General features: G+C 40.1%; 23 protein-coding genes. 16 read left to right on the forward strand and 7 right to left on the reverse strand.

Annotated features, from left to right (window positions below; all coding sequences use genetic code 11):
• Positions 1-138: 138 nt before the first annotated feature.
• On the reverse strand, positions 139-1,062 hold the full coding sequence (locus ED557_06795) for an RNA methyltransferase (GenBank protein ID RNC84681.1): 924 nt from the start codon (positions 1,060-1,062) through the stop codon (positions 139-141).
• On the opposite strand from ED557_06795, the gene ED557_06800 reads away from it, so the two are divergent.
• Both ED557_06800 and trxA read left to right on the forward strand, forming a co-directional pair.
• A complete protein-coding gene (locus ED557_06800) occupies positions 999-2,507 on the forward strand; it encodes an aldehyde dehydrogenase family protein (protein RNC84682.1) in 1,509 nt (502 codons plus the stop codon). The two genes, ED557_06795 and ED557_06800, sit on opposite strands and share 64 nt — an antisense overlap.
• A 121-nt stretch (positions 2,508-2,628) precedes the next feature.
• A complete protein-coding gene (gene trxA, locus ED557_06805) occupies positions 2,629-2,955 on the forward strand; it encodes a thioredoxin (GenBank protein RNC84683.1) in 327 nt (108 codons plus the stop codon).
• 59 nt (positions 2,956-3,014) lie between these two features.
• Here the strand turns inward: trxA and ED557_06810 are convergent, their stop codons facing one another.
• Positions 3,015-3,419, reverse strand: a complete 405-nt coding sequence (locus ED557_06810) for an ATP-binding protein (GenBank protein ID RNC84684.1) — start codon at positions 3,417-3,419, stop codon at positions 3,015-3,017.
• Positions 3,420-3,572: 153 nt separating this feature from the next.
• On the opposite strand from ED557_06810, the gene ED557_06815 reads away from it, so the two are divergent.
• Together ED557_06815 and ED557_06820 are read left to right on the forward strand one after the other, a co-directional pair.
• Positions 3,573-4,703 (forward strand): hypothetical protein, encoded by a 1,131-nt coding sequence (locus ED557_06815; GenBank protein RNC84685.1) that lies wholly within the window; start codon positions 3,573-3,575, stop codon positions 4,701-4,703.
• Positions 4,704-4,838: 135 nt separating this feature from the next.
• Complete coding sequence (locus ED557_06820) at positions 4,839-5,339, forward strand: HNH endonuclease (GenBank protein RNC84686.1); 501 nt, start codon at positions 4,839-4,841, stop codon at positions 5,337-5,339.
• Here ED557_06820 and ED557_06825 read toward each other — a convergent pair.
• Positions 5,336-5,869, reverse strand: coding sequence for a hypothetical protein (locus ED557_06825; protein RNC84687.1), 534 nt, complete (start codon positions 5,867-5,869; stop codon positions 5,336-5,338). The two genes, ED557_06820 and ED557_06825, sit on opposite strands and share 4 nt — an antisense overlap.
• Before the next feature lie 49 nt (positions 5,870-5,918).
• On the opposite strand from ED557_06825, the gene ED557_06830 reads away from it, so the two are divergent.
• Positions 5,919-6,911, forward strand: a complete 993-nt coding sequence (locus ED557_06830) for a nucleoside hydrolase (protein ID RNC84688.1) — start codon at positions 5,919-5,921, stop codon at positions 6,909-6,911.
• Between the two features lie 56 nt (positions 6,912-6,967).
• Positions 6,968-8,824 carry a DUF5060 domain-containing protein gene (locus tag ED557_06835; protein ID RNC84689.1) on the forward strand — a complete coding sequence of 619 codons (1,857 nt, stop codon included), beginning with the start codon at positions 6,968-6,970 and terminating at the stop codon, positions 8,822-8,824.
• Between the two features lie 49 nt (positions 8,825-8,873).
• Here ED557_06835 and ED557_06840 read toward each other — a convergent pair whose 3' ends face one another.
• Positions 8,874-9,197: a hypothetical protein gene (locus tag ED557_06840; GenBank protein RNC84690.1), complete on the reverse strand. Its 324-nt coding sequence runs from the start codon at positions 9,195-9,197 to the stop codon at positions 8,874-8,876.
• Positions 9,198-9,376: 179 nt separating this feature from the next.
• On the opposite strand from ED557_06840, the gene mnmA reads away from it, so the two are divergent.
• A complete protein-coding gene (gene mnmA, locus ED557_06845; GenBank protein RNC84691.1) occupies positions 9,377-10,507 on the forward strand; it encodes a tRNA 2-thiouridine(34) synthase MnmA in 1,131 nt (376 codons plus the stop codon).
• A 56-nt stretch (positions 10,508-10,563) separates the two neighbouring features.
• Positions 10,564-11,322, forward strand: a complete 759-nt coding sequence (locus ED557_06850) for a DUF4412 domain-containing protein (protein ID RNC84692.1) — start codon at positions 10,564-10,566, stop codon at positions 11,320-11,322.
• Between the two features lie 13 nt (positions 11,323-11,335).
• Here the strand turns inward: ED557_06850 and ED557_06855 are convergent, their stop codons facing one another.
• Positions 11,336-13,369 (reverse strand): thioredoxin domain-containing protein, encoded by a 2,034-nt coding sequence (locus ED557_06855; protein ID RNC84693.1) that lies wholly within the window; start codon positions 13,367-13,369, stop codon positions 11,336-11,338.
• Positions 13,370-13,449: 80 nt separating this feature from the next.
• Positions 13,450-15,192, reverse strand: coding sequence for an adenylate/guanylate cyclase domain-containing protein (locus tag ED557_06860; GenBank protein ID RNC84809.1), 1,743 nt, complete (start codon positions 15,190-15,192; stop codon positions 13,450-13,452).
• A 228-nt stretch (positions 15,193-15,420) separates the two neighbouring features.
• On the opposite strand from ED557_06860, the gene ED557_06865 reads away from it, so the two are divergent.
• Both ED557_06865 and ED557_06870 read left to right on the forward strand, forming a co-directional pair.
• Entirely contained in the window at positions 15,421-15,846 is a 426-nt protein-coding gene (locus ED557_06865; GenBank protein ID RNC84810.1) for a nucleoside-diphosphate kinase, read from the forward strand.
• Between the two features lie 83 nt (positions 15,847-15,929).
• Positions 15,930-17,138 (forward strand): DUF1343 domain-containing protein, encoded by a 1,209-nt coding sequence (locus ED557_06870; protein RNC84694.1) that lies wholly within the window; start codon positions 15,930-15,932, stop codon positions 17,136-17,138.
• On the opposite strand, the gene rlmB is transcribed toward ED557_06870, so the two are convergent.
• A complete protein-coding gene (rlmB, locus tag ED557_06875) occupies positions 17,124-17,876 on the reverse strand; it encodes a 23S rRNA (guanosine(2251)-2'-O)-methyltransferase RlmB (GenBank protein RNC84695.1) in 753 nt (250 codons plus the stop codon). The two genes, ED557_06870 and rlmB, sit on opposite strands and share 15 nt — an antisense overlap.
• Before the next feature lie 67 nt (positions 17,877-17,943).
• On the opposite strand from rlmB, the gene ED557_06880 reads away from it, so the two are divergent.
• The 6 genes from ED557_06880 to ED557_06905 all read left to right on the forward strand — a co-directional run bounded on the left by ED557_06880 (position 17,944) and on the right by ED557_06905 (position 24,346).
• A complete protein-coding gene (locus ED557_06880) occupies positions 17,944-18,294 on the forward strand; it encodes a hypothetical protein (protein RNC84696.1) in 351 nt (116 codons plus the stop codon).
• Between the two features lie 120 nt (positions 18,295-18,414).
• Complete coding sequence (locus tag ED557_06885) at positions 18,415-19,254, forward strand: hypothetical protein (protein ID RNC84697.1); 840 nt, start codon at positions 18,415-18,417, stop codon at positions 19,252-19,254.
• Between the two features lie 78 nt (positions 19,255-19,332).
• Positions 19,333-20,988 carry a CTP synthase gene (locus ED557_06890; protein ID RNC84698.1) on the forward strand — a complete coding sequence of 552 codons (1,656 nt, stop codon included), beginning with the start codon at positions 19,333-19,335 and terminating at the stop codon, positions 20,986-20,988.
• Complete coding sequence (locus tag ED557_06895) at positions 20,985-21,464, forward strand: NUDIX hydrolase (protein ID RNC84699.1); 480 nt, start codon at positions 20,985-20,987, stop codon at positions 21,462-21,464. The genes ED557_06890 and ED557_06895 overlap by 4 nt, the downstream gene beginning before the upstream one ends.
• A gap of 60 nt (positions 21,465-21,524) precedes the next feature.
• Positions 21,525-23,165 carry an amidohydrolase gene (locus ED557_06900; GenBank protein RNC84700.1) on the forward strand — a complete coding sequence of 547 codons (1,641 nt, stop codon included), beginning with the start codon at positions 21,525-21,527 and terminating at the stop codon, positions 23,163-23,165.
• A gap of 122 nt (positions 23,166-23,287) precedes the next feature.
• Positions 23,288-24,346 (forward strand): PA0069 family radical SAM protein, encoded by a 1,059-nt coding sequence (locus ED557_06905; GenBank protein RNC84701.1) that lies wholly within the window; start codon positions 23,288-23,290, stop codon positions 24,344-24,346.
• Positions 24,347-24,436 lie beyond the last annotated feature (90 nt).

Raw genomic sequence — 24,436 nt, forward strand, 5'->3', positions numbered from 1 at the left:
CGTAAGCCTTTGTAGATGATGTTAAAGAACGGCTATCAGAATTAATGAACATCTATATCTAGATGCAACGAATGTGGAAAAGTATTTAGATTTTTTTTTGAGAGACGAAAAAGGCAGTTTTTTGGGTGAGTTATCAACTTAATTATTCACATGCCATAAGCCGATGCTAAGTGCAACTGCCGCATTAAGGCTCTCAACAGCGTTTTGATCACCTGAAGCTGGGATTAGTGCTCGAGTTCTTTTAGGTGATATGAGGGACTTACTAATACCATTTGCTTCGTTGCCAACCACTAAAATTATTTTATCACTTGATGGGATTTCAATGATTGGAATAGAGCCGGGATTTCCATCTAGTAAAACTACCTTCCATCCCGATTCTTCCAGTTGCTGAAAGGATTCATCAAGTTCGAGAGAAAGGTAGGGGATAGCCCCGGTAGCACCTACGGTACTTCGTACAACTTTAGGATTGAACATATCCACCGTGCCTTTCCCACTTAGGAATGCGACAGCATTAAACCAGGAGGCGGTTCGGATTATAGTTCCAAGGTTACCTGGGTCTTGAATAGCATCCACAGCGACAACTACTCCTTTCTGCTTCTTTAGTTCTTCAATTGTTATAGGGTTAGGAATATGGAAGATGCCTAATACTCCTTGAGGGTTTTCAGTATTGGAAACTTCATCAAATAAAGCACTGTCCAGGAAAAAAGCTTCAGAGAAATCTGTAGTAACATGTTCCTCCAAGAAAATAGAATGGAGTTTTACTTTTTTTGATTCAAGTACTTGCTTTAAGGCACGTTCACCCTCAACAATAAATAGTTTTTCCTGCTCCCGGTATTTACGGGAACGCAGTTTTCTCAATAGGGTAAGTTGTTTGTTAGAAGCTTTTTTCAAAAGTGTACTTTTCTGACGGATCAAAGGTAATTCAAATTTCAATCTTCGGCATTTACTAATTCTGAATTGTCTATCTTTGCCCCACAAATTTACCCAAAAAATAAAGAATGGATTTTCTAAAGAAATTAGGAATAGAAGGAGTAAACGCGGGAACCAGTACGGGCCAGAAATATCTGGAAAGTAAAGAAATGATAAGCAGCTATACCCCTGTGGATGGAAAGAAAATTGCTAATGTTTCGGTTACAACTAAAGAACAATATGATGAGGTAGTAGCTACTGCAGAAGAAGCGTTCAAAGTTTGGAGAGAAGTGCCTGCTCCTCAGCGTGGTGAGATTGTCCGACAAATTGGAGAAAAACTCCGTGAGTTTAAAGAACCCCTGGGAAAACTTGTTACTTATGAGATGGGTAAAATAAACCAGGAGGGACTTGGTGAAGTACAGGAAATGATTGATATCTGCGATTTTGCAGTAGGTTTGAGCAGGCAGCTTTATGGCCTTACTATGCATAGTGAGCGCCCTAATCATAGAATGTATGAGCAATGGCATCCGCTTGGTGTTGTAGGGATTATTTCCGCTTTCAACTTTCCGGTAGCGGTTTGGAGCTGGAATGCAATGATAGCAGCAGTATGCGGAGATGTGATGATCTGGAAGGGCTCAGAAAAAACCCCGTTATGTGGAGTTGCCATTCAAAATATTGTATCTAAAGTTTTGAAAGAGAATAATCTGCCTGAAGGGATTTTTAATCTCGTTACCGGCGATCGTGAAGTAGGAGAATGGATGACAAAAGATGAACGTGTTCCTCTTGTCTCAGCTACTGGTTCTATTAGGATGGGTAAAGAAGTTGCAAAAACAGTAGGAGGAAGGCTTGGGAGATCTATTCTTGAGCTCGGTGGTAACAATGCCATTATTATTTCGGAGCATGCAGATATTGAAATGGCAATCAGAGCTACGGTATTTGGAGCTGTGGGAACCTGTGGGCAACGTTGTACAAGTACCAGGCGGTTGATTATTCATGAGAATGTGTATGACCAGGTAAAAGAACGTTTACTCGCAATCTATGATAACATCACAATTGGAAACCCTCTTGACCCTGAAACACTGGTTGGCCCACTTATTGACGAAATTGCTATCGAGAATATGCAAAAGGCGCTCAAGCAGATTAAAAAGCAAGGTGGCGAGGTTATTTATGGTGGTGAAGTTCTGGAAAGGGAAGGATATTTCGTTCGCCCGGCCATTGCTGAAGTAAAAAATGAATACAAGATTGTGCAGGAAGAAACTTTTGCTCCAATCCTATATCTAATTAAGTATAGCACCATGGAGGAAGCAATTAGTTATCACAATGGAGTAAAACAAGGACTAAGCTCGGCGATGTTTACACTCAATATGAGAGAAGCTGAAGGGTTTTTAAGTGCCAGAGGGTCTGATTGCGGTATTGCTAATGTTAATATTGGAACAAGTGGGGCAGAAATTGGTGGCGCTTTTGGTGGAGAAAAGGAAACCGGAGGAGGAAGAGAATCTGGTTCTGATGCCTGGAAGGCTTATATGCGCCGACAAACGAATACTATAAACTGGAGCGAAGAGCTTCCGTTAGCTCAGGGCATCTCTTTTGATGTGTAGTCATCATAAAAGAACCCAATGTCCTTCATAACCATAAACAATGTGCATCATTGGTTGGAACCTTCCGATCTTGGCATCGAAATTTTTTAAAAGTATTATTTAATAAAAACAGGTGATAGAAATGGCTAACACAGTTGAATTTAATGACAGCAATTTCGAACAAGAAGTATTGAACTCAGACCAACCTGTATTGGTTGATTTTTGGGCTGAATGGTGTGGTCCATGTAGAATGATTGGACCAGTTGTTGAAGAAATGGCTGGCGAATACGCTGGTAAAGCAAAAATTGGAAAAGTAAATGTTGATCATAACCCTGAAGTTTCTGTGAAGTACGGAATCAGAAGTATTCCTGCTCTACTAATTTTTAAGGATGGACAGGTTGTAGATCAGATTATTGGTGCAGTTCCTAAAACTCACCTTACCAAGCAATTAGATGCTCAATTGAACTAAGAGCATTACGACCTCATATGCTTTAAAGGCCGGTTAGTAAACTGATCGGCCTTTTTTATTTAAGCCAGATTGAATTTGAGTACCAGCTTAGTCCCGTTATCCTGGTACGCCACCTCTTCTGCATACTCATTCATAAGAAATACTCCCCGGCCACTGGTATTCAGCAAATTCTCTTCTGCAAGTGGGTCAGCAATATCATCGGGATTGAAGCCAGGTCCCTCGTCTTTTGAAGTAATGGTCAAACTTTTACCATCGCTTTGTGCGGTAAGGATAACTTTTTTGGTGGGGTCGAGTTGGTTACCGTGTACCACTCCGTTAGTAGCTGCTTCTGATACCGTGAGCATCAGTTTAGCATAAAGCTCGTCATCAAAACCCAGCTTTTCCTGTAACTCATTAAGAAATCCTTCCAGTTTATCTAGCTCCTCATATTCTGATTTGAGGATTAACTCTATCTTTACTTGCATAAGAGATAACGTCATAATTTTAACCGCGGCATACTAAAATATTTGTATTCTAGATACAAGTACTATCGACTTAGAAATGGCTAACAAAGATAATACTATCTTAACATGTAATGGGTACACTTACTTGAATAAAATTTCAGCACAAAATAGTTAATGACTAATTCATCAGATTCACGCAACGGAAGCTTCATAGAAAGCCTGATACCTACCAGCTTTTTTCACATCATCAAACAAGAAAGAATCTTTATCGGGCTTATTGGTCTCTTCTTTTTTGCTGCAGGTGTCACCTTCCCCTATGCCGAAATTGCAATGTGGGTGGGATTTATTTTTGCTGGCTATTCTGCCATTGCTAACGACAGTATCCAAACTATCGGCACCTTTCTGGCTTCGAACCAGGATAAGAAGTGGTGGGTGTTATGGATTTACATCGGCGGGATTTTTCTTGCTACGGTAACAGTGAGCTGGGTTATTTTCGATGGTGATGTAAGCTACCAGCGTCTTACTTCAAAAGGATTTAGCGAAAGTCCAACCAGCTTTACCTTCTTACAGGTAGCTGCTCCTGTATTCCTTCTCATATTGACCAGAATGAGAATGCCGGTTTCTACCACATTCTTATTGTTGAGTTGTTTTGCTGCTTCTGCCGAAGACATCACTTCTGTACTGGGAAAGAGCTTAAGCGGATATTTTCTCGCTTTTGCCGCAGGTTTGATTGTTTGGTTATTGGTTACCAAAACCTTTGAAAAGAAATTTGCAACAACTGAAGCAGCAAAGATATGGCTTCCTATTCAGTGGATTACCTCGGGTAGTTTATGGGCAGTTTGGGTTATGCAAGATGCCGCGAATGTGGCTGTATATTTACCTAGGTCATTAAGCTTTGGACAATTTCTTGGCTTTGCTCTGTTTATTTTCTTTGGCCTTGGTTTGTTATTCTATTTGAGAGGGGACAAGATTCAGCAGATTGTAACCGAAAAGTCCAGGGTTACCGATATTCGTTCAGCGACCATTATTGATTTTATTTATGCAATCCTGCTTACTTATAAACTTACAGTAAGTACGGTTCCTATGAGTACAACCTGGGTATTTCTGGGGCTTCTGGCAGGTCGTGAAATCGGGATGAGTATAACGGGTGATAAAAAGATAACTGGTCAGCCAATAGGAAAGGTGCTAAAAATGATATTCAAAGATTTATCCTATGCCTTATTTGGACTGTTGGTATCCATCTTGTTGGCCGTATCGATAAACGCTGATGTTAGGGAAGAGTTATTAAACTACCTCGGCTATTGAAATTGAGATCAAAAAGCTTCATACTAAGGCGTGCTCGTTTATTACGAGCACGCCTTTTTTATTATTCCTGTCCTGCATTCTCTTCGAAAGAAAGTCATCTACATATAACCCAACTATTCGAAAACCAGATGCACTATGAATGCTAACGTATTAGTTTTAAATCAGGACTACCAGCCATTGAGTATTTGCTCGGTGCAACGGTCCATGAAACTCCTTTTTCTGGAAAAGGCTGAGCTACTTCATGACGATCCGGAAAAAGAATTGAGAACTCCGAGAGACGCGTACCAATATCCTTCTGTAATTCGCTTGAGAAGCTACATTCGTATTCCATATACCAAAGTAGTTTTATCGAGAAGGAATGTGATGAGAAGGGATAACTTTGAGTGCCAATATTGCGGAAGTAGATCGAATCTGACCATCGATCATGTAATTCCTAAAAGCCGAGGTGGAGGAGACACCTGGGAAAATCTTGCTACAGCTTGTGAAAGGTGTAATGTAAAGAAAGGAAACAAAACTCCCAGAGAAGCAGAAATGCCTCTCCGATCAAAACCCTATCGTCCGATTCCAATTACTTTTTTCAGGGATTATAATGGCTTTGTTCAAGAGCCCTGGAAGCCGTATTTGTATATGACCTAATTGAATACTAGCGGTAGGTACCCCTCGTGCATATAGGTTGTAAATACCGTAAGCATTGAAAGACCTGTGGTTATATCTGGGTTCACACTTTGCTGAGCATACTTTCGGGCGAGTAAGGATTGCCCACATACATAAATACTTACCCCGGCTTCTTTTAATGTGCTAATCAAGTCGATGTTCGGGTTATTCAGCTCATAGCGCTGTTGATAGGTTTCATTATCCAGAACAACATCAGTTGCACCACCATGGATCACCACTGCCACACTCAGGTTTTCTGGTGTTACCCCGCCCAATCCATGTAGGTTCATCATTCTGGCAACATTATTCAATCCAGGATTAATACTCTCTTTATCTCTCTGGAGTGTTTTTAAATCGACCACGATGTCGTATGAAACATCCAACTTTGGGTGTACTGCTCCTTCGATTTCATAAATGCCGCCGAATCCTTTGATGATAGGAAAGCGTGCTTCTTGTGCAAATAAGGTGCTGGTAAAAATGAGAACGAAGAGTAATGGACTGAGTAATTTCATAAAAAGGGTTTTTTGAGTATTGTATTTCAAAGTCGATTCAACATATACAATGAAAAAGTATCTATCTCTAATTCTTATTGGAATACTATCAGTCCCAAATGTAGCAGCTCAATCAAAAATCATTTTTGACACCGATTTCGGTGGCGATGCTGACGATCTGGGAGCATTAGCAATGATCCATAATCTACAAAGCCATGGGGAGACAGAGTTACTGGCTGTGATGTGCTGGAGTACCGAAGAATATGCGGTTTCAGGAATTGATGCCGTTAATACTTTTTATGGCAGACCACATATTCCAATCGGAGTTAGAAAGGATGGAAAATTTCACGAACCCTGGAATCATTCAAAACCAATCACAGAGGTACTGCCATTCAATGAAAGTTATGATTCCGCTACTGAAGCAGTCGCCCTTTATAGAAAGCTACTTTCTGACGCGGATGAAAATAGTATCACTATAATCACAGTGGGTCCACTGGCTAATATCAAAAACCTGTTGGAATCAGAGCCAGATTCAAATTCTCCGTTAAGCGGAAAAGAATTGATAAATCAAAAGGTGTCTGAGTTTGTGATTATGGGAGGACAGTATCCCGAAGGAGAGTGGGAATGGAATTTCAATGGCAATATGGAAGGGGTAACCAGATTTGTAATAGAAAATTTGAAAGAAGTACCCGTTACATTTTTGGGGTACGAAGTCGGTTTAGTAATAAAAACCGGAGAAGTTTTTAATGAACTTGAGACATCTCATCCCCTGTACATCGGATATAAACACTTTAGTGAGTTTGCTCCCTGGATAAAAGAGAATTATAAGGGCAGAATTCTGGACAACTCAAGCTATGACCAAACAGCAATACTATATGCTGTTAGAAACGGACTCGGCGACTATTGGGATCGAGTTGACAATGGATTCAACAAAGCAGACGATGAAGGAGGAAATATTTGGGTAGAAGGAGAGAAAACCAATCACTCCTACTTAACCCTTCTCAAAGACCCGGAGGAAATGGCCACTATTATTGAAAGTTTGATGCTCGGTAATTTAGAATAAGTTTTGTAAGAACTGCCTTTTTTGAACATCTTCCACGCTTTAATCAAAAGGCCAATATGTTCAAGTATCTCACTCCATCTCTCTTCCTATTTTTATTCACCATCTTTATCTCGGGTTGCTCTGCAAATCAACCTGTTGAGTATCAATTATGGGACAAAGTAACACTGGATTTTGAAGGCCCTGAACTATCCGAAAGCGAGGAGACATTCACAGAATATCGTCTTGATGTGCATTTCATCAATCACAGAACGGGATCTTCCTATTACGTGCCAGGCTATTTTGCAGCTGACGGAGATGCAGCAGAAACAAGCGCTACTTCAGGTAACATATGGAGAGTAAATTTCAGCCCTGATGAAACCGGGGAGTGGTTATATGTAGCGAGTTTCAGGAAAGGGGAAGGCGCTGCTATTTCCTTAGACCCCGGAGTTGGAGAAAGTGCAGGCTTTTTTGATGGGGAATCAGGTTCATTCATGGTAACTGAGCGAACATCATCTGAGATTACAAGGGATTTCAAAACCAAAGGAAGGCTGGAATATGTAGGAGAGCATTATTTACAGTTCGCGGGTTCGAAGCAGTTTTTTATAAAAGGAGGAGCTGGAAGCCCGGAAAACTTTTTAGCCTATGAGGATTTCGATGGTACCAAAGACAAAGGAGGTACGCATTTTCCGGCGCTTGGAGAGAATCAATTACATGCATTTAAGCCTCATGCAATTAACTGGGAAGAAGGAGATCCAAGCTGGCAGGATGGAAAGGGAACAGAAATTATTGGAGCCTTAAACTATATCGCAGATCAGGGGTTAAATGCTGCCTACCTTCTTCTAATGAATGTTCATGGTGATGGGGATGATATATGGCCATGGGTAGAGCCCGAAGAAGTGTATGTGTACGATGTTAGCAAACTGGCTCAGTGGGAAATCGTTTTTGACCACATGGATGAACTGGGGATTGTTCGGGACTTCATGTTATCCGAAACAGAGAACGAAAGCTTTTTGGAAGTATTTGAAGGAGTGGGAAGTAATTTTGCTGATTCCAGGAAGCTCTTTTATAGAGAGATGATTGCCCGATTTGGTCATAATCTTGGTGTAAGCTGGAATATTGGAGAAGAGAATGGCTGGAGTGATGGAGAGCCGACTGAGTTATATAAGATTGGAAATACCGATGAACAGCGAATACTGTTTGCAAACTACATCAAAGAAGTAGATCCCTACGATCATCACCTGGTCGTACACACTTTTCCAGAGCACCATTTAAATCTGATATTTACTCCGTTACTTGGAACTGATGGATACGATGGGATGTCGATTCAAACACACCATACCTATGCCGATACAACATTGAGATACAGGCAAAGATCAATTGATGCCGGTAAGAAATGGGTGTTAGCCATCGATGAACCTATGGGCTGGGAATATGGGCTTCGTCCGGATATTGATGATCCTGAACACGATGAAGCGAGGATAGAAGTCTTATGGGAACCTCTGTTAGCAGGTGGAGCAGGAGTAGACTGGTATTTCGGATGGCAAAATAACGCACCAACCAGCGATCTTTCTAACGAAGACTGGCGATCGCGTGAGAATATGTGGATACAGACTAAAATCGCTCTGGATTTCTTCAATGAACATGTACCCTTCCAACAAATGGAACCAGCCAATGAACTGGTTACCGGAGAAGGTGTTTCCGCATTTGCGAAAGAAGGAGAAGTGTACCTGGTATATATGAGAAGTCCGACTACAACTTCTCTTGACCTTGAAGGCATTGATGGCGATTTCTCCGTTTTATGGTTTAATCCACAAGAAGGAGGAGGTTTGCAGCAAGGTTCTGTAAATGAAGTGAGCGGAGGAAGCAAGGTCTCTCTAGGTAACTCTCCGCAAGGCAGAGAAAAAGATTGGGCGGTGTTGGTTAAGGTCAAATAGCTTTAATTAAGAACTAACATTATACTTGTCCCTGATATTATAGAGAAGTTTAGTTCGAAATTTCTGTATCGGTAAAACACTTGGTTAACTCTGGTAATTCTTCAAACTCGAACCTCCCATAGGCAAAGCAGATATGAGGACAACCTCCTCCTACATTTTTCCCTTTACCATTCAAAATACAATCTACCATACATTTATCGCCTTCTAGCCCACGTTCATAATAAGCCCTAATAGCACAAACTTCTATGTCTGATAATTCTACTGTAGCCGAGTCTAATAAACTATTGAATTCCTGCTGCTTTGATTGATCATTGCAAAAAGTGAAAGAATAAAATAGAAGAGGCACTAATACTAAGTATTTGAATACTTCCATTTACAGAAGGTTTACGGTTTACCAGATAAATAAGGTGAATTAATAAGCTAGAAACAAGATTTGAGACGAAGGAATAAGAAACTATCCGGGAGATTACAATTAACAATCAGCCAAGCTCTCCCTTCTTAAAAAAAAGCTGTATCTTTGTCTGTTTCTTTACAGGGAGATTTTAAGACCAAATGAGTACTAAAGGACGTGTATTAGTAGCAATGAGCGGCGGAGTAGATTCTTCGGTTGCCGCTGTTATGCTTAGAGAACAAGGTTACGAGGTAATTGGTATTACCATGAAGACATGGGACTACCATCGAAGCGGTGGAAGCACAGGCAAAGAAACCGGTTGTTGTACGGTAGAGAGTATGAACGACGCCCGTCATATTGCAGTCAATCATGGCTTCAAGCATTTTATTGTGGATATCCGGGAAGAATTTGGCGATTGGGTGATTGATCGTTTTGTGGATGATTACCTGGGTGGGAGAACCCCAAATCCATGTGTGCTATGTAACACTCACATTAAATGGGCGGCTCTGCTTAAACGTGCTGATAACTTAGGTTGCGATTTTATCTCTACCGGGCATTATGCAAAGGTAAGAGAAGAAAATGGACGCCATGTGATTTCCCGTGGACTGGATCCTAAGAAAGATCAGTCCTATGCATTATGGGGAGTAGCTCAAGAACACCTGGCACGGACTATTTTTCCTCTAGGAGGATACTCTAAAACTGAAATCAGGCAAATTGCTGAAGATCATGGACTACTAAATGTAGCTAACAAGCCTGATTCTTATGAAATATGCTTTGTTCCTGATGATGACTATCGCCGTTTTCTTAAAGATCGAGTTGATGGTCTGGAGGAAAAGATGAAAGGCGGAAAGTTTGTAGATAAGGACGGAAATATATTAGGCGAACATGAAGGCTATCCGTTCTACACCATAGGGCAACGACGCGGTTTGAATTTACCTATGGGCAAACCTGTATATGTGACCGATATCAATCCTTTAACTAACACCATCACCATCGGTGAAAAAGAGGATTTGGTAAGTACCACCTTACTAGCCAAAGAGATTAATTTGATTAAATATAATCGAATTCCGGAAGACGAGATGGAAATCACCGGCGCTATCAGGTATAATGATGATGGTGCAATTGGAACCATTACTCAAACCGGAGAAGATGAAATTAAGGTACACTTCCCAGCTGGACGAGAAGCAATAACTCCGGGCCAGGCCGTTGTATGCTACGAAGGAGATGATGTGGTTGCTGGTGGGTGGATTAAAAAAGTGAATGTAGGATTAGATGATCTTATAACTGCCTGATTCACGTAACAACCGTATCATTCTAACGTTTACAATGTGCGTTTTTAACTAAATCAATGTCAATGAATATCAGAAAGCTACAAACAGGGATATCTATCATCATGCTAAGTTTGATTTCAACTGCCGCATTTGCACAGTTTCAAGGTCAAATTACTATGAAAACTTATGGAGAAAATAATGGAGTACCAGAAGTAAATGAGCTCAACTTATATGCTACCTCTGATAGAATTATTGTTCAGGGACAAGAATCGGTAAGTATGATGGATGGGCTAAATGCAAGTGGCCTCCTTATCCGAAATGATGAGAAAGATTTTATAGTGCTTATGGGAGAGAACAAAGCACTTCAATTCACAAAAGAAGAACTGGAAGGTTTTTTCCAAATGGCTGGAATGATTTCTAGGGGAGAGAGTAGTGATGCGGATATTGATTCCAATACCAATTTCCGATATACAAATCGAGAAAAGAAAATCCTTGGATATGACTGTAGTGAACTTCTAATTGAAAGTGAAGACAGCGATGGCTCTGTATCAATTTGGCTTACCAAGGGAATTGACATAAACTGGGGAATGCTAACTCAGCCCTGGAATAATGCCCCTGAAAACATGAGAAATACTTTAACAAGGCTTACCCAGGAGTTTAAGTCACAAAATTTCCCGCTTCTTATTGAAGTAACCGACAAGGGAGAAAAGAGCACAGTTTTTGAAGTAACGAATGTAAATCGTTCAAGCATCGCAAAAGCCATGGTTGAAGTACCTGCAGGAGTGAACCTAATTGGCTTACAAGAATTGATTTTCAGTATGATGATGGGCAATTAAATTGCCCATCTATTTAAGATGCTAACTGCTCTTTCAGTATTTCTAATTCTAAAGTAGGGGTATCACATGAATAGTCTTTACAGACATAGACTGTAGACGCTTTTTCTATGGACTTAAGGTGAGTTAAATAAGGGGCGCTTTCGTAGACTGAGTTATCTTCATCCAATGGCCGAAAGAGTAATACTTTTGATGGCAGAAAAAGCTCACGAAGATACTGAGCAAATAATTCCTGGTCTCCGGAACCCTCAGTAATCACAATTTCTCTGGGTTCATGATATAAAAATTGAAGTGCCATCATACTGGCTGTACTACTCGATCCTGCGCGAATCAGATCTGTAGAAAAACATTTTCCTAATTCCTGGGCTTTTTCATCCAAAGAAGTATCACCGGTAAAACGTGCCAAGCGAACCAGATTCAAAAGGGAAACGGAATTAGAAGATGGAATGGCTCCGTCATAAATCTGTTTTTGCCTTCCAAGAGGTTGATCTTTGTCATCAATACTGAAGAATAAACCTCCTGCTTTTTCATCCCAAAACTCATTGAGGAAGTGAGTATTAAGTTCAATTGCTTTGTTTAAGTAATCACTATTAAAGGTGGATTCATATAATTCAAGAGAGGCCCATATCAGAAAAGCATAGTCATCAGCAAAAGCATTTATTTCTGCTTCTCTGTCTTTGTATCGATGAAGTAAATCATTTCCTTCAAATAGGTTTCGATTTATAAACTGGTAAGCTTTTTCAGCCTTCTGAATCAACTCATCATCACCAAAAGCAGCACCGGCTTTTGCAAGAGCAATAATCATGAGGGCATTCCAGTCGGTCAGTATTTTATCATCAAGTAATGGTCGAATTCTTTTCTCCCTCTCCTTATAAACCAATTCTCGAATAGACTTCCAGTCCTTTTGTTTTTCACTAGCAATGTCTGCTTTAAGGTGAGGAATATTCTTTCCGTTCTTCTGTTTGGTAGCTTCATCTTCAAAATTTCCTTCCTCCAGAATCTGAAATTCTTTACTGAAAAAAGAGAATTGGTCTTTGGATAGCAGGCCTTGCAATTCATTAGTATCCCATAAATAAAACTTGCCTTCCTCTCCTTCGCTGTCAGCGTCTTCTGCAGAAAAGAAAGCACCCTCAGTATTAGTTAGATTACTTTCTACATATTCAGCGATTTCACACACAGTTTTTTTGAACAAAGGATTTTTAGTAACCTGCCATGTCTCTGTATAGGCAATCATAAGAAGTGCCTGATCATAGAGCATTTTTTCGAAATGAGGGAGCAACCATTCCCTGTCGGTAGAATAGCGATGAAAGCCATGGCCTATATGATCCCATATCCCTCCAAAACGCATTGCAGTAAGTGTTTTTGATACCGCATTCAAAAAACGTTCTTCTTTCGTATGGTGCCATTGCCGCAATAGGAACATCAGGTTGTGGGGGGTAAGAAATTTTGGAGCAGATCCAAATCCAGCGAATTCCTCATCGAAATTTGTAATCAATTGTTCGGCAGCGAAGTCAATGGCTTCAGTACCGGGAAACTCACCAGCTTGAAATTCTTGCGCATTTTTAAACCCGTGTTTGATGCTTTCCACAGCTTGGCTAATTTTATCAGGTTCATGGATCCACATGCCCTGGATTCCCCGAATTAGCTGTCTCAATCCTATTCGTCCATACCTTGCTTCTTTTGGTATATAGGTTGCTGCAAAAAAGGGCTCCTTATCTGGTGTTAGGAAAAGGGAAAGTGGCCAACCACCATGTCCGTTTAGCATTTGGCATACCGTCATATAGGTACTGTCGATATCCGGTCTTTCCTCACGATCTACTTTTACATTTATAAATGCCTGGTTAAGTTGATCAGCTATTTCCTCATCTTCGAAGCTTTCGTGCTCCATTACATGGCACCAATGGCAGGTGGCATAACCAATGGATAGAAAAACAGGTTTATTTTCTTTTTTTGCTTTTGCAAAAGCCTCATCTCCCCAGGGGTACCAATCTACCGGGTTGTTTTGATGCTGTAATAAGTATGGGCTTTTTTCTTTGGAGAGTCGGTTCAAGTTTACCCTAATTCTTTTTATTTAACCATGACCAGATTTGTCGGTCAAGTGAACAGAACTGAATTGTAAAGGTAGGGATATTAAACCACCAAACGAAGAGGTGGGCGTTCTAACCGGAGCTGTTTTACTTTAAACTCTTTCTTGTCAAAACCTTTAAGTTCAATTTGGTTTTGTTTAATAAATAACGCCTTTCCTCTCTTTTCGAGGTATAGTTTTACATCGGGATGATTGTAGAAATCTTCAGACAAAATCACTTCTTTTTCTTTGGCAGCATCTACAAGACGGGCAGCAATATTAACTGTAGTGCCAAAGTAATCGGTTCTTCCATTTAGATTTACAGCGGTACAATCTCCAAAGTGCACTCCTGCTTTCAATTTAAACGAGTCTCCAAGTGAGGTACTACCAGAGAAGATATGTTGTATACGTTCTATCGCTTTAAGTGCAGATACAGGCTCACGGAAAACAGCCATTACTGAATCCCCAATAGTCTTTACGATACCACCTCGCTCCTCAGCTACAATAGACTGTATAATTTTAAAGTGGTTCATTACCCGTCCAATTGCCATTTCATCTCCGGCTTGCTGATAAAATTCAGTCGAATTCATTATGTCTGTAAAGAGCATGGTTACGCCGGATGCTTTTACACTGGTACCCTCTTTTAATGCTTCTCTTGAAAACAGGGAGCGGAAATCGAGAGCAGAACTAACTTCGCTGGCATAGGTCGCTTCTTCTTTCCAGTCTTTCTTTTCCAGAACGCAAACTATCTTCTTTGAAGAATTATTAATTAAAGTCAGGTTAGGACTTGGGGCAATGGTAACCTCCTCATCAGTAAAATTCTTGTCAGTCATAATCAAAGAAATGGTGTCAAGCCCGTCTTCTCTAACATGAATAGTAATTGAGCCTTTATGAGTATGGCTTTTAAAAATATAGGTACCTTCCTCTAGTTCGATATTCAGATAGGCTGCTTCACCAATTTCCAAAAAATGTTGAGAAACCTTATGTGGTGTTGCTTGAGGTTCCCCAAAACTGAATCTTCGATCTGATGTTTTTCGGATTAAAGGATGAGGAGTAAATACCAGAAGTGTATTTGAGTTGAAATCCATTTCATAATCCAGATCACACTCATCACAATGAAGCTGTGCCCTGATTTCGGCTAGTTTTTGAAAAGAATTACGGGGCGCTTTACAGTTTGGGCAGCATACATCCCAGGAAAAATCCAGCAATCCCAGGTTAGCAGCATGAAGAAATACATTAAGCACAGAGTATTTCTTCTCTCCCCAGTATTCTGCAAGCATAAAGGGATTCATTCGTACCAGTGCTTCATCGTCTGCTTTTTTGATGTACTCAATCAGATGATCAATGATCCTTTTTCGTCTTGTTTCTTTAATGAGCTCAGATTTTATAGCCCGTATTTTTGATTCAGCACCTCTGATTAATGGCTTTGTATTACTTCGTTCATAAGGGAGTATTTGCTCGTATGCACAAGCATCAAATTCTTTTAGAATGAGCTGGTAGCGACGTTTTAAGATTCGTTCGATCAGGAATTTGAGGATGTTGAACAATCCTTCCTTTTGCGGTGTAGCCCAAATTCTTGTTCGAACTTCAGTGCCTTGTTCGTTAGGAATAAGATCCACCAGGTATTTGAGCGATTTTATTATTCCCAGTTTGTAGTGCCTGCTTGTACCAAAACGAAAAGGTTTTTCCCAAATATAGGGTTCCTGTTCCCATTGCAGGTAAGAACTAAGCCTGGCATTAGTTACTCCAAGAAATCCTTTTGGCGCGGTACGAGAAAGTGAAATTGTTTTTAAGGAGGGGAATCTCATCAACCTGAACACAGAATTGACATCCGATAAATAAGGCCATAGTTCTTCAGGGCTTGCTTTAAGCTGGGTACTCCACAGTAGCTGGTATGGTTGTCCTTCTTTTGTCAAATGTTCAAGAACGCACTAGGCTCGGTTTTTTTGTTTATCCAATCCCGTATCTTTCGGTGCTTTTTAAGAGTTATGCTCTAAAAGCTTGTTACAAAATTTTAATAAAACAACAAAATGGCAATAGAAAGAACATTAACTATTCTTAAACCCGATTGTGTTCGCAAAGGGCTTATAGGAGAGGTAACAAAAAGAATCCAGGATGCTGGTTTCACCATTTTAGCAATGAAGATGACCCGACTTACCATGGATACTGCGGGTGGTTTTTATGCTGTTCACAAAGAAAGACCTTTTTACGGCGAGTTGTGCGAATTTATGAGTAGCGGCGCGTGCGTACCAATGATTCTTGAGAAAGAAAATGCAGTAGCTGATTTCAGGACATTGATCGGTGCTACTAACCCGGCAGAAGCTGATCAAGGAACCATCAGAGCTGATTTCGCTGATAGCGTTGGAGAAAATATTATACACGGTTCAGACTCGGTAGAAAATGGGAAAATAGAAGGAGTCTATTTTTTTGCTGAATCTGACGTAGTTGCAAATATCAGCTGATCCATTCGGTATCAACCTTTAAAAAACCCTGACAAAAGCTGTTAGGGTTTTTTTGTTTGATTCAGGATTGAATATAATCCACTATGAAATACATCACCGTCTTAATAACTCTTCTTCTTTTTGCAGATTGTGAAGCTCAAACTCAGAGTACGGAAAAAAAGGTAAAAATTGGAGCAGAGGTGCTAATTGAAAAGCACCTTGATAAGCTTGATGGAAAAAGGGTAGGGCTGGTGATGAATCCTACAGCCAGGATTGAAGAGACTCACATGTTGGATACATTGATCTCGTTGGGGATAAATGTAACAGCTCTATTCGCTCCGGAACATGGATTTAGAGGAGAAGCTGGAGCAGGGGAGCGCATCGAAGATGGAGTTGATGCTGCTACGGGACTTCCCGTTCATTCTTTATATGGCAATACAAAAAAGCCGTCTGCAGAGATGTTACAAAATGTAGATCTCCTGATTTTTGATATGCAGGATGTTGGAGCAAGATTCTACACCTATAACAGTACTATGAAACATATACTAGAAGCTGGTGCAGAGTTTGATAAAGAAGTTTGGATCTTAGATCGGCCAAATCCAGCTGGAGGTGATTATGTTTCAGGTTGGGTATTAGAAGAAGAGCATAAGTCCTTCGTGGGATCCTATCCTATTCCCGTAGCTCATGGACTCACCTTAGGCGAGTTGGCACTAATGGCTAAAGGTGAAGGGTGGTTAGAAATAAATGGCTACTCTCCTAATGTAAAAGTCATAGAAATGGAAGGATGGAACAGGGTAATGAAATGGAGCGAAACAGGATTGAACTGGTTTCCTCCATCTCCAAATTTACCTTCTTTTGAACACGCTTATTTATATCTCGGTACTTGTTTGTTCGAAGGAACAACTCTCTCAGAGGGCAGAGGTACCCCTAATCCCTTTTTGACTATCGGATCCCCAAAGACATTCATAAATCTGTCCGAGCTAAGAGCCGTTTCAGAAAAATATTCAGTAATAATTGATACAGTTTCCATTGTACCCAGATCTATTCCTGGTAAGGCACGTTACCCTAAATATGAAGACGAGAAAATATTTGGGGTGAAGATTAATGCTACTCCCGACACTCAAGACCCAGTAAGATTTGGCGTAGAACTTGTCAATCTTCTTATGGAAAAAACAGAAGACGCTGAGTATTCTGACTTTATATACTTACTTGCCGGTACAAAAAAGATTATTGACGAAAATGGAGAAATAAATTGGGGGGAGGAGTTCGAGGAATTTCTCATAAAAAGAAAGCAATACTTAATCTATCGCTAACTTTTTTCTTTTCCATTCATAGCTGATTAAAGCAGCAGTAACGGAAGCATTAAGAGATTCAACGCTTCGTTCCATAGGTAACATGGCTAGCTGGTCGCATTTGGCGATTAGTTCTCTATCAATACCCTTTCCCTCATTGCCAATTAAAAATGCAATTGGCTTTTCGAAATCAGATTCCCATATCGTTTCTTTCGCAGACATATCCAAACCAAGAATCGAAAACCCAGCCAATTTTAGATCCTTGAATCCTTGTTTGGTGTCATGTACTCTAATGATTGAAATCTTTGTTGCTGTACCGGCAGATGTTTTAAAAACAGTTGCGTTTACAGGTGCCTGGTTTTGAGTTGGAACCAGAACAGCCGAGATGCCAGCAGCTACAGCCGATCGCAATATAGCGCCTAGGTTATGAGGGTCTTCAATTCCGTCAAGCAAAATAACAGCTGGATTTGAGGCTAAATCGAGGGTTTCAATCCATTCAAAAAAGTTTAAGTATTTAATTAAACTTACCTGTGCAACAAAGCCCTGATGATTAACTCTTCCAACTAGGCTGTGAATTTTTTGATCAGGAACTTTTACAATAGGTACCCGGTTGATTAAAGCAGCTTCGTTTAAATTTTTGTAGGAACTCGCGTTAATTGAGTTCTTTATGAAAATTTTATCGATCTCCTGTGCCTTGTCAAGCAGTGCTTCTTCTACTGGCTTTCGCCCATAGATGAAAAAGTTATCTTGATTTCGCATTAATATTTTTTAATGAAAAGGGCTTTTATTATTATAAAAGCTGTTGTGGTTAGTAAAAAGTAAGGACATGTACGAGGAACCAAAAGAAAAAAATTCTTTAGTTCAAGAGAATTCGATCAGAGTAGATAAACCTACCCGGAACCCTGGTAGTTTTTCTGTTTTTTTGGATAGAGTCCATTCGGTTAATGGTCTTCATATGTTATCTGCAGTATTACAGATTTTTTTAGGTTTGGGCGTGGTAGCGCTTTCATTTCTCGGTAGTATTCAACCTAACTGGATTGCTTCAATAATGACAGTGGTAGGAAGCATAACAACAATAGTAGGATTCTATTTTGTTTACTATGTGCTCACTAATACAGATTCATTTGATTCATTGCTGAATAAAGCAATAAAGCGGGTCATCAGTTCACAGAACTAAAGGGTTATTAGAATATTTACGGAACATTAGATAGTGCTGTAGTTTTATAGCATTACAATCAACTATGTTAATGGTGTGGTAATAGGAAAATTATTTTCTTTAAAGAAAATAATTTCGAGTATGATCAAAGTCGTTTTAATAATACTTCTAGTTGTATTCTCCAGTCAATTAATGGCACAAGACGCAAATTTGCCGATTATTCCTACTTCAAATGGAGATAATTTCGTTGTAATCGCACATCGGGGCGCAAGCTCTTATGCTCCTGAGAATACCCACTCAGCCTTTAAATTGGCTATTGAGATGGAAGCTGAGATGATTGAGCTTGATGTTTCGATAAGTAGGGATGGCATTCCTGTAGTAGTACATGACAAAACGGTTGATCGTACAACCAGTGAATCTGGAGAAGTAGGTTCCTTTACACTTGATGAGCTAAAAAAGATGGAAGTAGGCTCCTGGTTCGATAAGAAATTTGGTGGAGAACCATTTCCCACTCTTGAAGAAGTATTGGCATACACGAAAGGTAGAATTGCAGTCAACATAGAAATAAAAACAGAGGCAGTATCTGATCAGGCAGAAGGAGGCGTTGTTGATAAAAGTATTCGGTTGGTAAGAGAGGCAGGTATTGAAAACGAGGTAATATTTTCAAGTTTTGATTACAGAGTTATGGAGCATCTTGAAGCATTAGCTCCTGAAATTCCGAAAGCAATTCTCTATGAGAAGAGTCAATCCGGAGATTTGACTCCATCTGAATTAGTTGAAAAATATAACGTAGATGCATTTAATTGTAGTCACAGGCAACTAAGTGAAGAATGGGTTCAGGATCTGCAATCCAATAAAATTCCGTTTTTCATATATACAGTAAATGATGAAGAATTAATGCGTACGGTTATTAAGAAAGGTGCCGCGGGCATTTTTTCTGATAAACCTGATGTGCTCAAACAAGTTGTGGAAAACTTGTGAGTAAATAACTAGTTCTTTGATTGAACAAAGAGGGGGAGTGTGCTATATTTTCCATCCATCAACTTCACTCTCTTCTAAATGTCTACCAAATACATTTTCGTTACCGGTGGGGTAACATCTTCCTTGGGGAAAGGAATTATTTGTGCTTCTCTAGGTCGTTTGCTTGTAGCCAGAGGTCTCAAGGTTACCGTTCAAAAACTTGATCCCTATATCAATGTGGATCCCGGAACCATGAACCCCTATGAGCATGGTGAAGTTTATGTAACTGATGATGGCGCCGAAACAGATTTAGATCTGGGTCACTATGAAAGGTTTTTGGACATCAAAACCTCTCAAACTAATAATGTTACTACAGGCAGGATTTATTATGACGTAATCACCAAAGAACGTCAGGGAGCATATCTGGGGAAAACAGTCCAGGTGATTCCGCACATCACCGATGAGATACAATCACATGTACTCAAGCTTGGCCAATCGGGAGAATACGATGTAGTAATCGTTGAGATAGGCGGAACAGTGGGTGATATTGAAAGTCTTCCATACATCGAGGCAGTCCGTCAACTCAGATATAATGTAGGCAGGGCAAATACATTATCAATACACTTAACTCTTGTTCCCTATTTAGCAGCGGCAGGTGAATTAAAAACTAAGCCTACTCAGCACTCTGTCAAAACTCTTTCTGAAAGTGGATTGCAACCTGATATTCTTGTGTGTAGATGTGAACATTCGCTAGACGAATCTATCAGAGGAAAAGTGGCCAGGTTCTGTAATGTTGAGATCGAAGATGTAATCGAATCCATTGATGCCCGAAGTATTTATGAAGTTCCGCTTCTGATGCAGAATCAGAAATTGGATGAACGGGTAATTGAAAAACTTAAGTTGGATACTAAGGAACCAAATCTGGACAATTGGATTGGTTTTGTTGAAGCTGTTTGCAATCCATCAGGTGATATTGAAATAGCTCTGGTTGGAAAGTATGTAGAGCACCATGATTCTTATAAATCAATTGTTGAAGCGTTTATACATGCAGGAGCAGTTAACGATTGTAAGGTCAAAATAAGATGGGTACAATCTGATAATCTTACATCAGAAAATGTAGCTGCACAATTGGATGGAGTGGCTGGAGTATTAGTTGCTCCTGGATTTGGAGGAAGAGGAATCGAAGGGAAGCTTTCTGCCGTAAACTATGCCCGGGTAAATGAGATTCCTTTCTTTGGAATTTGCCTTGGAATGCAATGCGCAGTTATCGAATATGCCCGGAATGTATGTGGCTGGAAGGACGCTAACAGCACAGAGTTTAATGAGGATTCCGAATACCCTATCATCGATATCATGCCTGACCAAAAGGATATCGAAAACATGGGTGGAACAATGAGGTTAGGTAAATATGCGTGTAAGCTCGAAAAAGGAAGTAATGCACATAAAGCATATGGTTCTGATATGGTTTATGAGCGTCATCGTCATCGCTATGAGGTGAATAATAACCTCAGGTACAAACTTACTGAGAATGGGATGCTTCTTACAGGCATGAACCCGGAGCGTGATTTAGTAGAAATCGTTGAGATTAAGGAGCACCCATGGTTTGTAGGTGTACAGTTCCATCCTGAATTAAGAAGTACTGTGAATAATCCTCAGGCTTTATTTGTCGATTTTGTGAAAGCTAGTTTAAAACATGCAAAGGCCAATAACCTGTTCACTCCAAAAAAGGAAAATAAAGTACCAGTGGGTAAGTGAGTAGCGAGGTCTACTCAAATAAGTTAAGAATTCGTGCCTGTGGTGTACTAATAGATCAGGATAGAATTCTCCTGGTTCAATTATATTCTCCTGTTTCCGTAAAGAATATATGGACCACCCCCGGAGGTGGTGTTGATTTTGGGGAATCTTTAAAAGCAGCCGTTAAAAGAGAGTTTTTCGAAGAAACAGGCTTAAAGGTTAATGTCAAAAAACTACTATTAATAAATGAGTTGATTGATGGTTTGTACCATGCTTTGGAATTCTTTTTTGAAGTGGCCAAAGAGGAGGGTCAGCTAAAATTAGGTCAGGACCCAGAGCATCCGGACGAAGAGCAGCTACTAAAAGATCTTCGCTTTTTTACAAGAGATGAATTGGAATCGAATGAGGACATAAAACCAGAAATACTGCGGAAGGTCTTTAATGCTAAAGAAGGAGGGCAGGTAATTAGGGTGAGTTTTAAGGAAAGGAATGGGTAAAATCGTTTGAAAAAAAATTATCTATATTCTTCGACTCAAAAGCTACCCTAATACATTAACATGAAGCGACTACCCATTCTTTTCTTATCTATAGTTCTAATCTCTTGCTCTTCTCAATCTCCAAAAACAATTATTACAAATGTAAATGGATATACACTTGAAGGTGATTCACTTGTCACATTCCAAACATTGGTAATAGCTGATGGTAAAGTGGTTGCCAAAGGAGAGCGCTCACTTGCTGATCAATATCAGGGTACTATAATTGATGGGAACGGGAAGACCTTGCTTCCTGGATTAGTAGATGCACATGGTCATGTAATGGGATTAGGATTCCAGGAACTGCAAGTAAATTTATCAGGAATTACTTCTTTAGATCAGACTTTAGAGACTATCAAAGATTATGCTGATTCGAATCCTGAACTTGAATGGATACAGGGAAGGGGGTGGAATCAAACTCTTTGGCCTGAGAATAGATTTCCTACTGCTGAAGATTTAGATCAGGTAGTTTCTGATCGACCTGTTTGGCTAAGTAGAGTAGATGGGCATGCCGGATGGGGTAATACAATGGCTATGAGGTTAGCCGGAATTAGTAAAGATACTCCTGATCCGCAAGGGGGAAAGATCATAAGAGACTCTCAGGGTAATGCAACAGGTGTGTTTATTGACGCTGCTGAGGGTTACATCAACTCAATTATACCACCTACAACTGATAAAGAACGTGAACTGGCCTTAGAAAAAGCGTTAGATCAAATGGCTAGCGTAGGTATTACCTCAGTGCATGAGGCGGGAACCAATGTAACTTCATGGAATCTGTATAAGCAGTTTGCTGATGATGGACGGTTAAAGACCAGAATCTATGGGATGATCTCGGGAGCAGGGCCAATATTTGATACCCTTTCAGTGAATGGTCCAATTAACTCATATGCTGATGATATGTTAGCACTAAGAAGTGTGAAACTATATTCCGATGGGGCGCTGGGTAGTAGAGGGGCTGCTTTAATCGAACCCTATTCTGATGACCCTGGTAACAAAGGACTGCTATTTGTAAGTCAGGACGAAATGAATCAAATGGTATCCAAAGTAATAGGAAAGGGTTTTCAGGCAGGAATTCATGCTATTGGTGATATGGGGAACAGGCAGGTTCTTGATGCTATAGAGTACGCACTGGGTGAACATGGCGATCAGGGTTTAAGAAATAGGATAGAACATGCGCAAATTGTAGCCATTGATGATATTCCCAGATTCAAAGAGCTGAATGTTATTGCTTCTATGCAACCTACTCACGCTACCAGTGATAAAAATATGGCAGAAGATCGTGTTGGTCCTGATCGCATCAAAGGGGGATATGCATGGCAATCTTTTCTTCAACAGGGAACCATAGTAGCAGCTGGTTCAGATTTTCCTGTTGAGCATTCCAATCCGTTTTATGGATTATACTCAGCGGTAACCAGGATGGATCATGAAGGAACCCCCGATGGAGGATGGTATCCCGGAGAATCTCTATCAAGGGAGGAAGCACTTCGCGCGTTTACAATCGATGCAGCTTATGCAGGGCACCAAGAAAATGAGTTAGGTACTCTTGAAAATGGGAAATGGGCTGATTTCATTATTATTGATCAGGATTACTTTACCGTTCCGGAAAGTGAAATTTGGAAAATAGAAGTACTTGAAACCTGGGTGGCCGGTAAAAAAGTATTTTAGAGCACAGATTTTTCTGCAACACATTAAGCCTTGGATAAAAAAATTATTCAAGACTTTTTAGTTTGAAGTTGGGGAACACATTAGGTACATTTTATATGTATAATATATGTGTAAATTAATTCATGAGTAAACTCCAAAAACCAAAGAGAGGGAGAGGTGCTTCAGATAATCCTATAAACAGATTTGAAGGGCATTACGTCGATTATGAACTGGATGAAGAAACAGGAGAGAAGCCTTCTCAAAAAACACAACTCTTTAAAGATGATACTAAAAACATAATCTCATTTAATAAAAGTCCGGATATCCCATTCGATGCAGGACTGAATCCCTACAGGGGGTGCGAACATGGGTGCATTTATTGCTATGCTCGCCCTTATCATGAATATCTGGGATTTTCGGTAGGCTTGGATTTCGAGACAAAGATTATTGTGAAGTATGATGCGCCTGAATTGCTGGAGAAAACACTTAGATCTCCGAAGTGGGATCCACAAGTTATTGCAATGAGTGGAATCACAGATGTTTACCAGCCCATTGAGCGCAAGCTGGAAATCACCAGGGGGTGTCTGAAAGTGTTAGCAAAGTATCGAAACCCAGTTGGTATCATTACTAAAAATTTTTTAGTCACAAGAGATATTGATCACCTGAAAGAACTGGCAGAGTACAACTGTGTTCGAGTTACAATTTCCGTCACCTCTCTTAATAAAAAACTGACCGAAATTATGGAACCCAGAACATCCCGCCCTACCAGAAGGTTGAAAGCTATTGAGATATTGGCAGAAGCAGGTATTCCTGTAGGAGTGAACGTAGCGCCGATTATTCCGGGTCTTACTGATCATGAGTGTGCAGATATACTCAAAGCCGCTTCAGATGCCGGTGCAAAACACGCAGGTTATACCATCGTACGGTTGCCTTATAAGGTAAAGGATATCTTTGTAGATTGGTTGGAACAACATTTTCCTGATCGAAAAGAAAAAATCAAAAATCGATTATATGATATGAGAGGAGGGAAGTTATACAAAGCCGAATGGGGCAAACGTATGAGAGGAGATGGTAACTATTCGACTCAAATCAAAAAGCTATTTGCCATACAAACCAGGAAATTGGGTTTGAATAATGAGAGATTACCAATGACAACAGAGCATTTTGTCAAAAGTCATGGTGATCAACTTGGTTTATTTTAGTTTTCTGTATTTACAAATATTTAACAAACCCGAAGAAACAAATTGAGATTAGCGTCGTCTTATGGGTGTAGCTTCCCGATACCCCTGTTT

Source organism: Balneola sp. (assembly GCA_003712055.1).
Classification (GTDB): Bacteria; Bacteroidota; Rhodothermia; order Balneolales; family Balneolaceae; genus RHLJ01.

Bases quoted from the DNA above. Each gene is read 5' to 3' on its own strand.
- ED557_06800 (RNC84682.1), top strand. From the start codon at position 999: ATGGATTTTCTAAAGAAATTAGGAATAGAAGGAGTAAACGCGGGAACC.
- trxA (RNC84683.1), top strand. From the start codon at position 2,629: ATGGCTAACACAGTTGAATTTAATGACAGCAATTTCGAACAAGAAGTA.
- ED557_06810 (RNC84684.1), bottom strand. From the start codon at position 3,419: ATGCAAGTAAAGATAGAGTTAATCCTCAAATCAGAATATGAGGAGCTA.
- ED557_06815 (RNC84685.1), top strand. From the start codon at position 3,573: ATGACTAATTCATCAGATTCACGCAACGGAAGCTTCATAGAAAGCCTG.
- ED557_06820 (RNC84686.1), top strand. From the start codon at position 4,839: ATGAATGCTAACGTATTAGTTTTAAATCAGGACTACCAGCCATTGAGT.
- ED557_06825 (RNC84687.1), bottom strand. From the start codon at position 5,869: ATGAAATTACTCAGTCCATTACTCTTCGTTCTCATTTTTACCAGCACC.
- ED557_06830 (RNC84688.1), top strand. From the start codon at position 5,919: ATGAAAAAGTATCTATCTCTAATTCTTATTGGAATACTATCAGTCCCA.
- ED557_06835 (RNC84689.1), top strand. From the start codon at position 6,968: ATGTTCAAGTATCTCACTCCATCTCTCTTCCTATTTTTATTCACCATC.
- ED557_06840 (RNC84690.1), bottom strand. From the start codon at position 9,197: ATGGAAGTATTCAAATACTTAGTATTAGTGCCTCTTCTATTTTATTCT.
- mnmA (RNC84691.1), top strand. From the start codon at position 9,377: ATGAGTACTAAAGGACGTGTATTAGTAGCAATGAGCGGCGGAGTAGAT.
- ED557_06850 (RNC84692.1), top strand. From the start codon at position 10,564: ATGTCAATGAATATCAGAAAGCTACAAACAGGGATATCTATCATCATG.
- ED557_06860 (RNC84809.1), bottom strand. From the start codon at position 15,192: ATGAGATTCCCCTCCTTAAAAACAATTTCACTTTCTCGTACCGCGCCA.
- ED557_06870 (RNC84694.1), top strand. From the start codon at position 15,930: ATGAAATACATCACCGTCTTAATAACTCTTCTTCTTTTTGCAGATTGT.
- rlmB (RNC84695.1), bottom strand. From the start codon at position 17,876: ATGCGAAATCAAGATAACTTTTTCATCTATGGGCGAAAGCCAGTAGAA.
- ED557_06880 (RNC84696.1), top strand. From the start codon at position 17,944: ATGTACGAGGAACCAAAAGAAAAAAATTCTTTAGTTCAAGAGAATTCG.
- ED557_06885 (RNC84697.1), top strand. From the start codon at position 18,415: ATGATCAAAGTCGTTTTAATAATACTTCTAGTTGTATTCTCCAGTCAA.
- ED557_06890 (RNC84698.1), top strand. From the start codon at position 19,333: ATGTCTACCAAATACATTTTCGTTACCGGTGGGGTAACATCTTCCTTG.
- ED557_06900 (RNC84700.1), top strand. From the start codon at position 21,525: ATGAAGCGACTACCCATTCTTTTCTTATCTATAGTTCTAATCTCTTGC.
- ED557_06905 (RNC84701.1), top strand. From the start codon at position 23,288: ATGAGTAAACTCCAAAAACCAAAGAGAGGGAGAGGTGCTTCAGATAAT.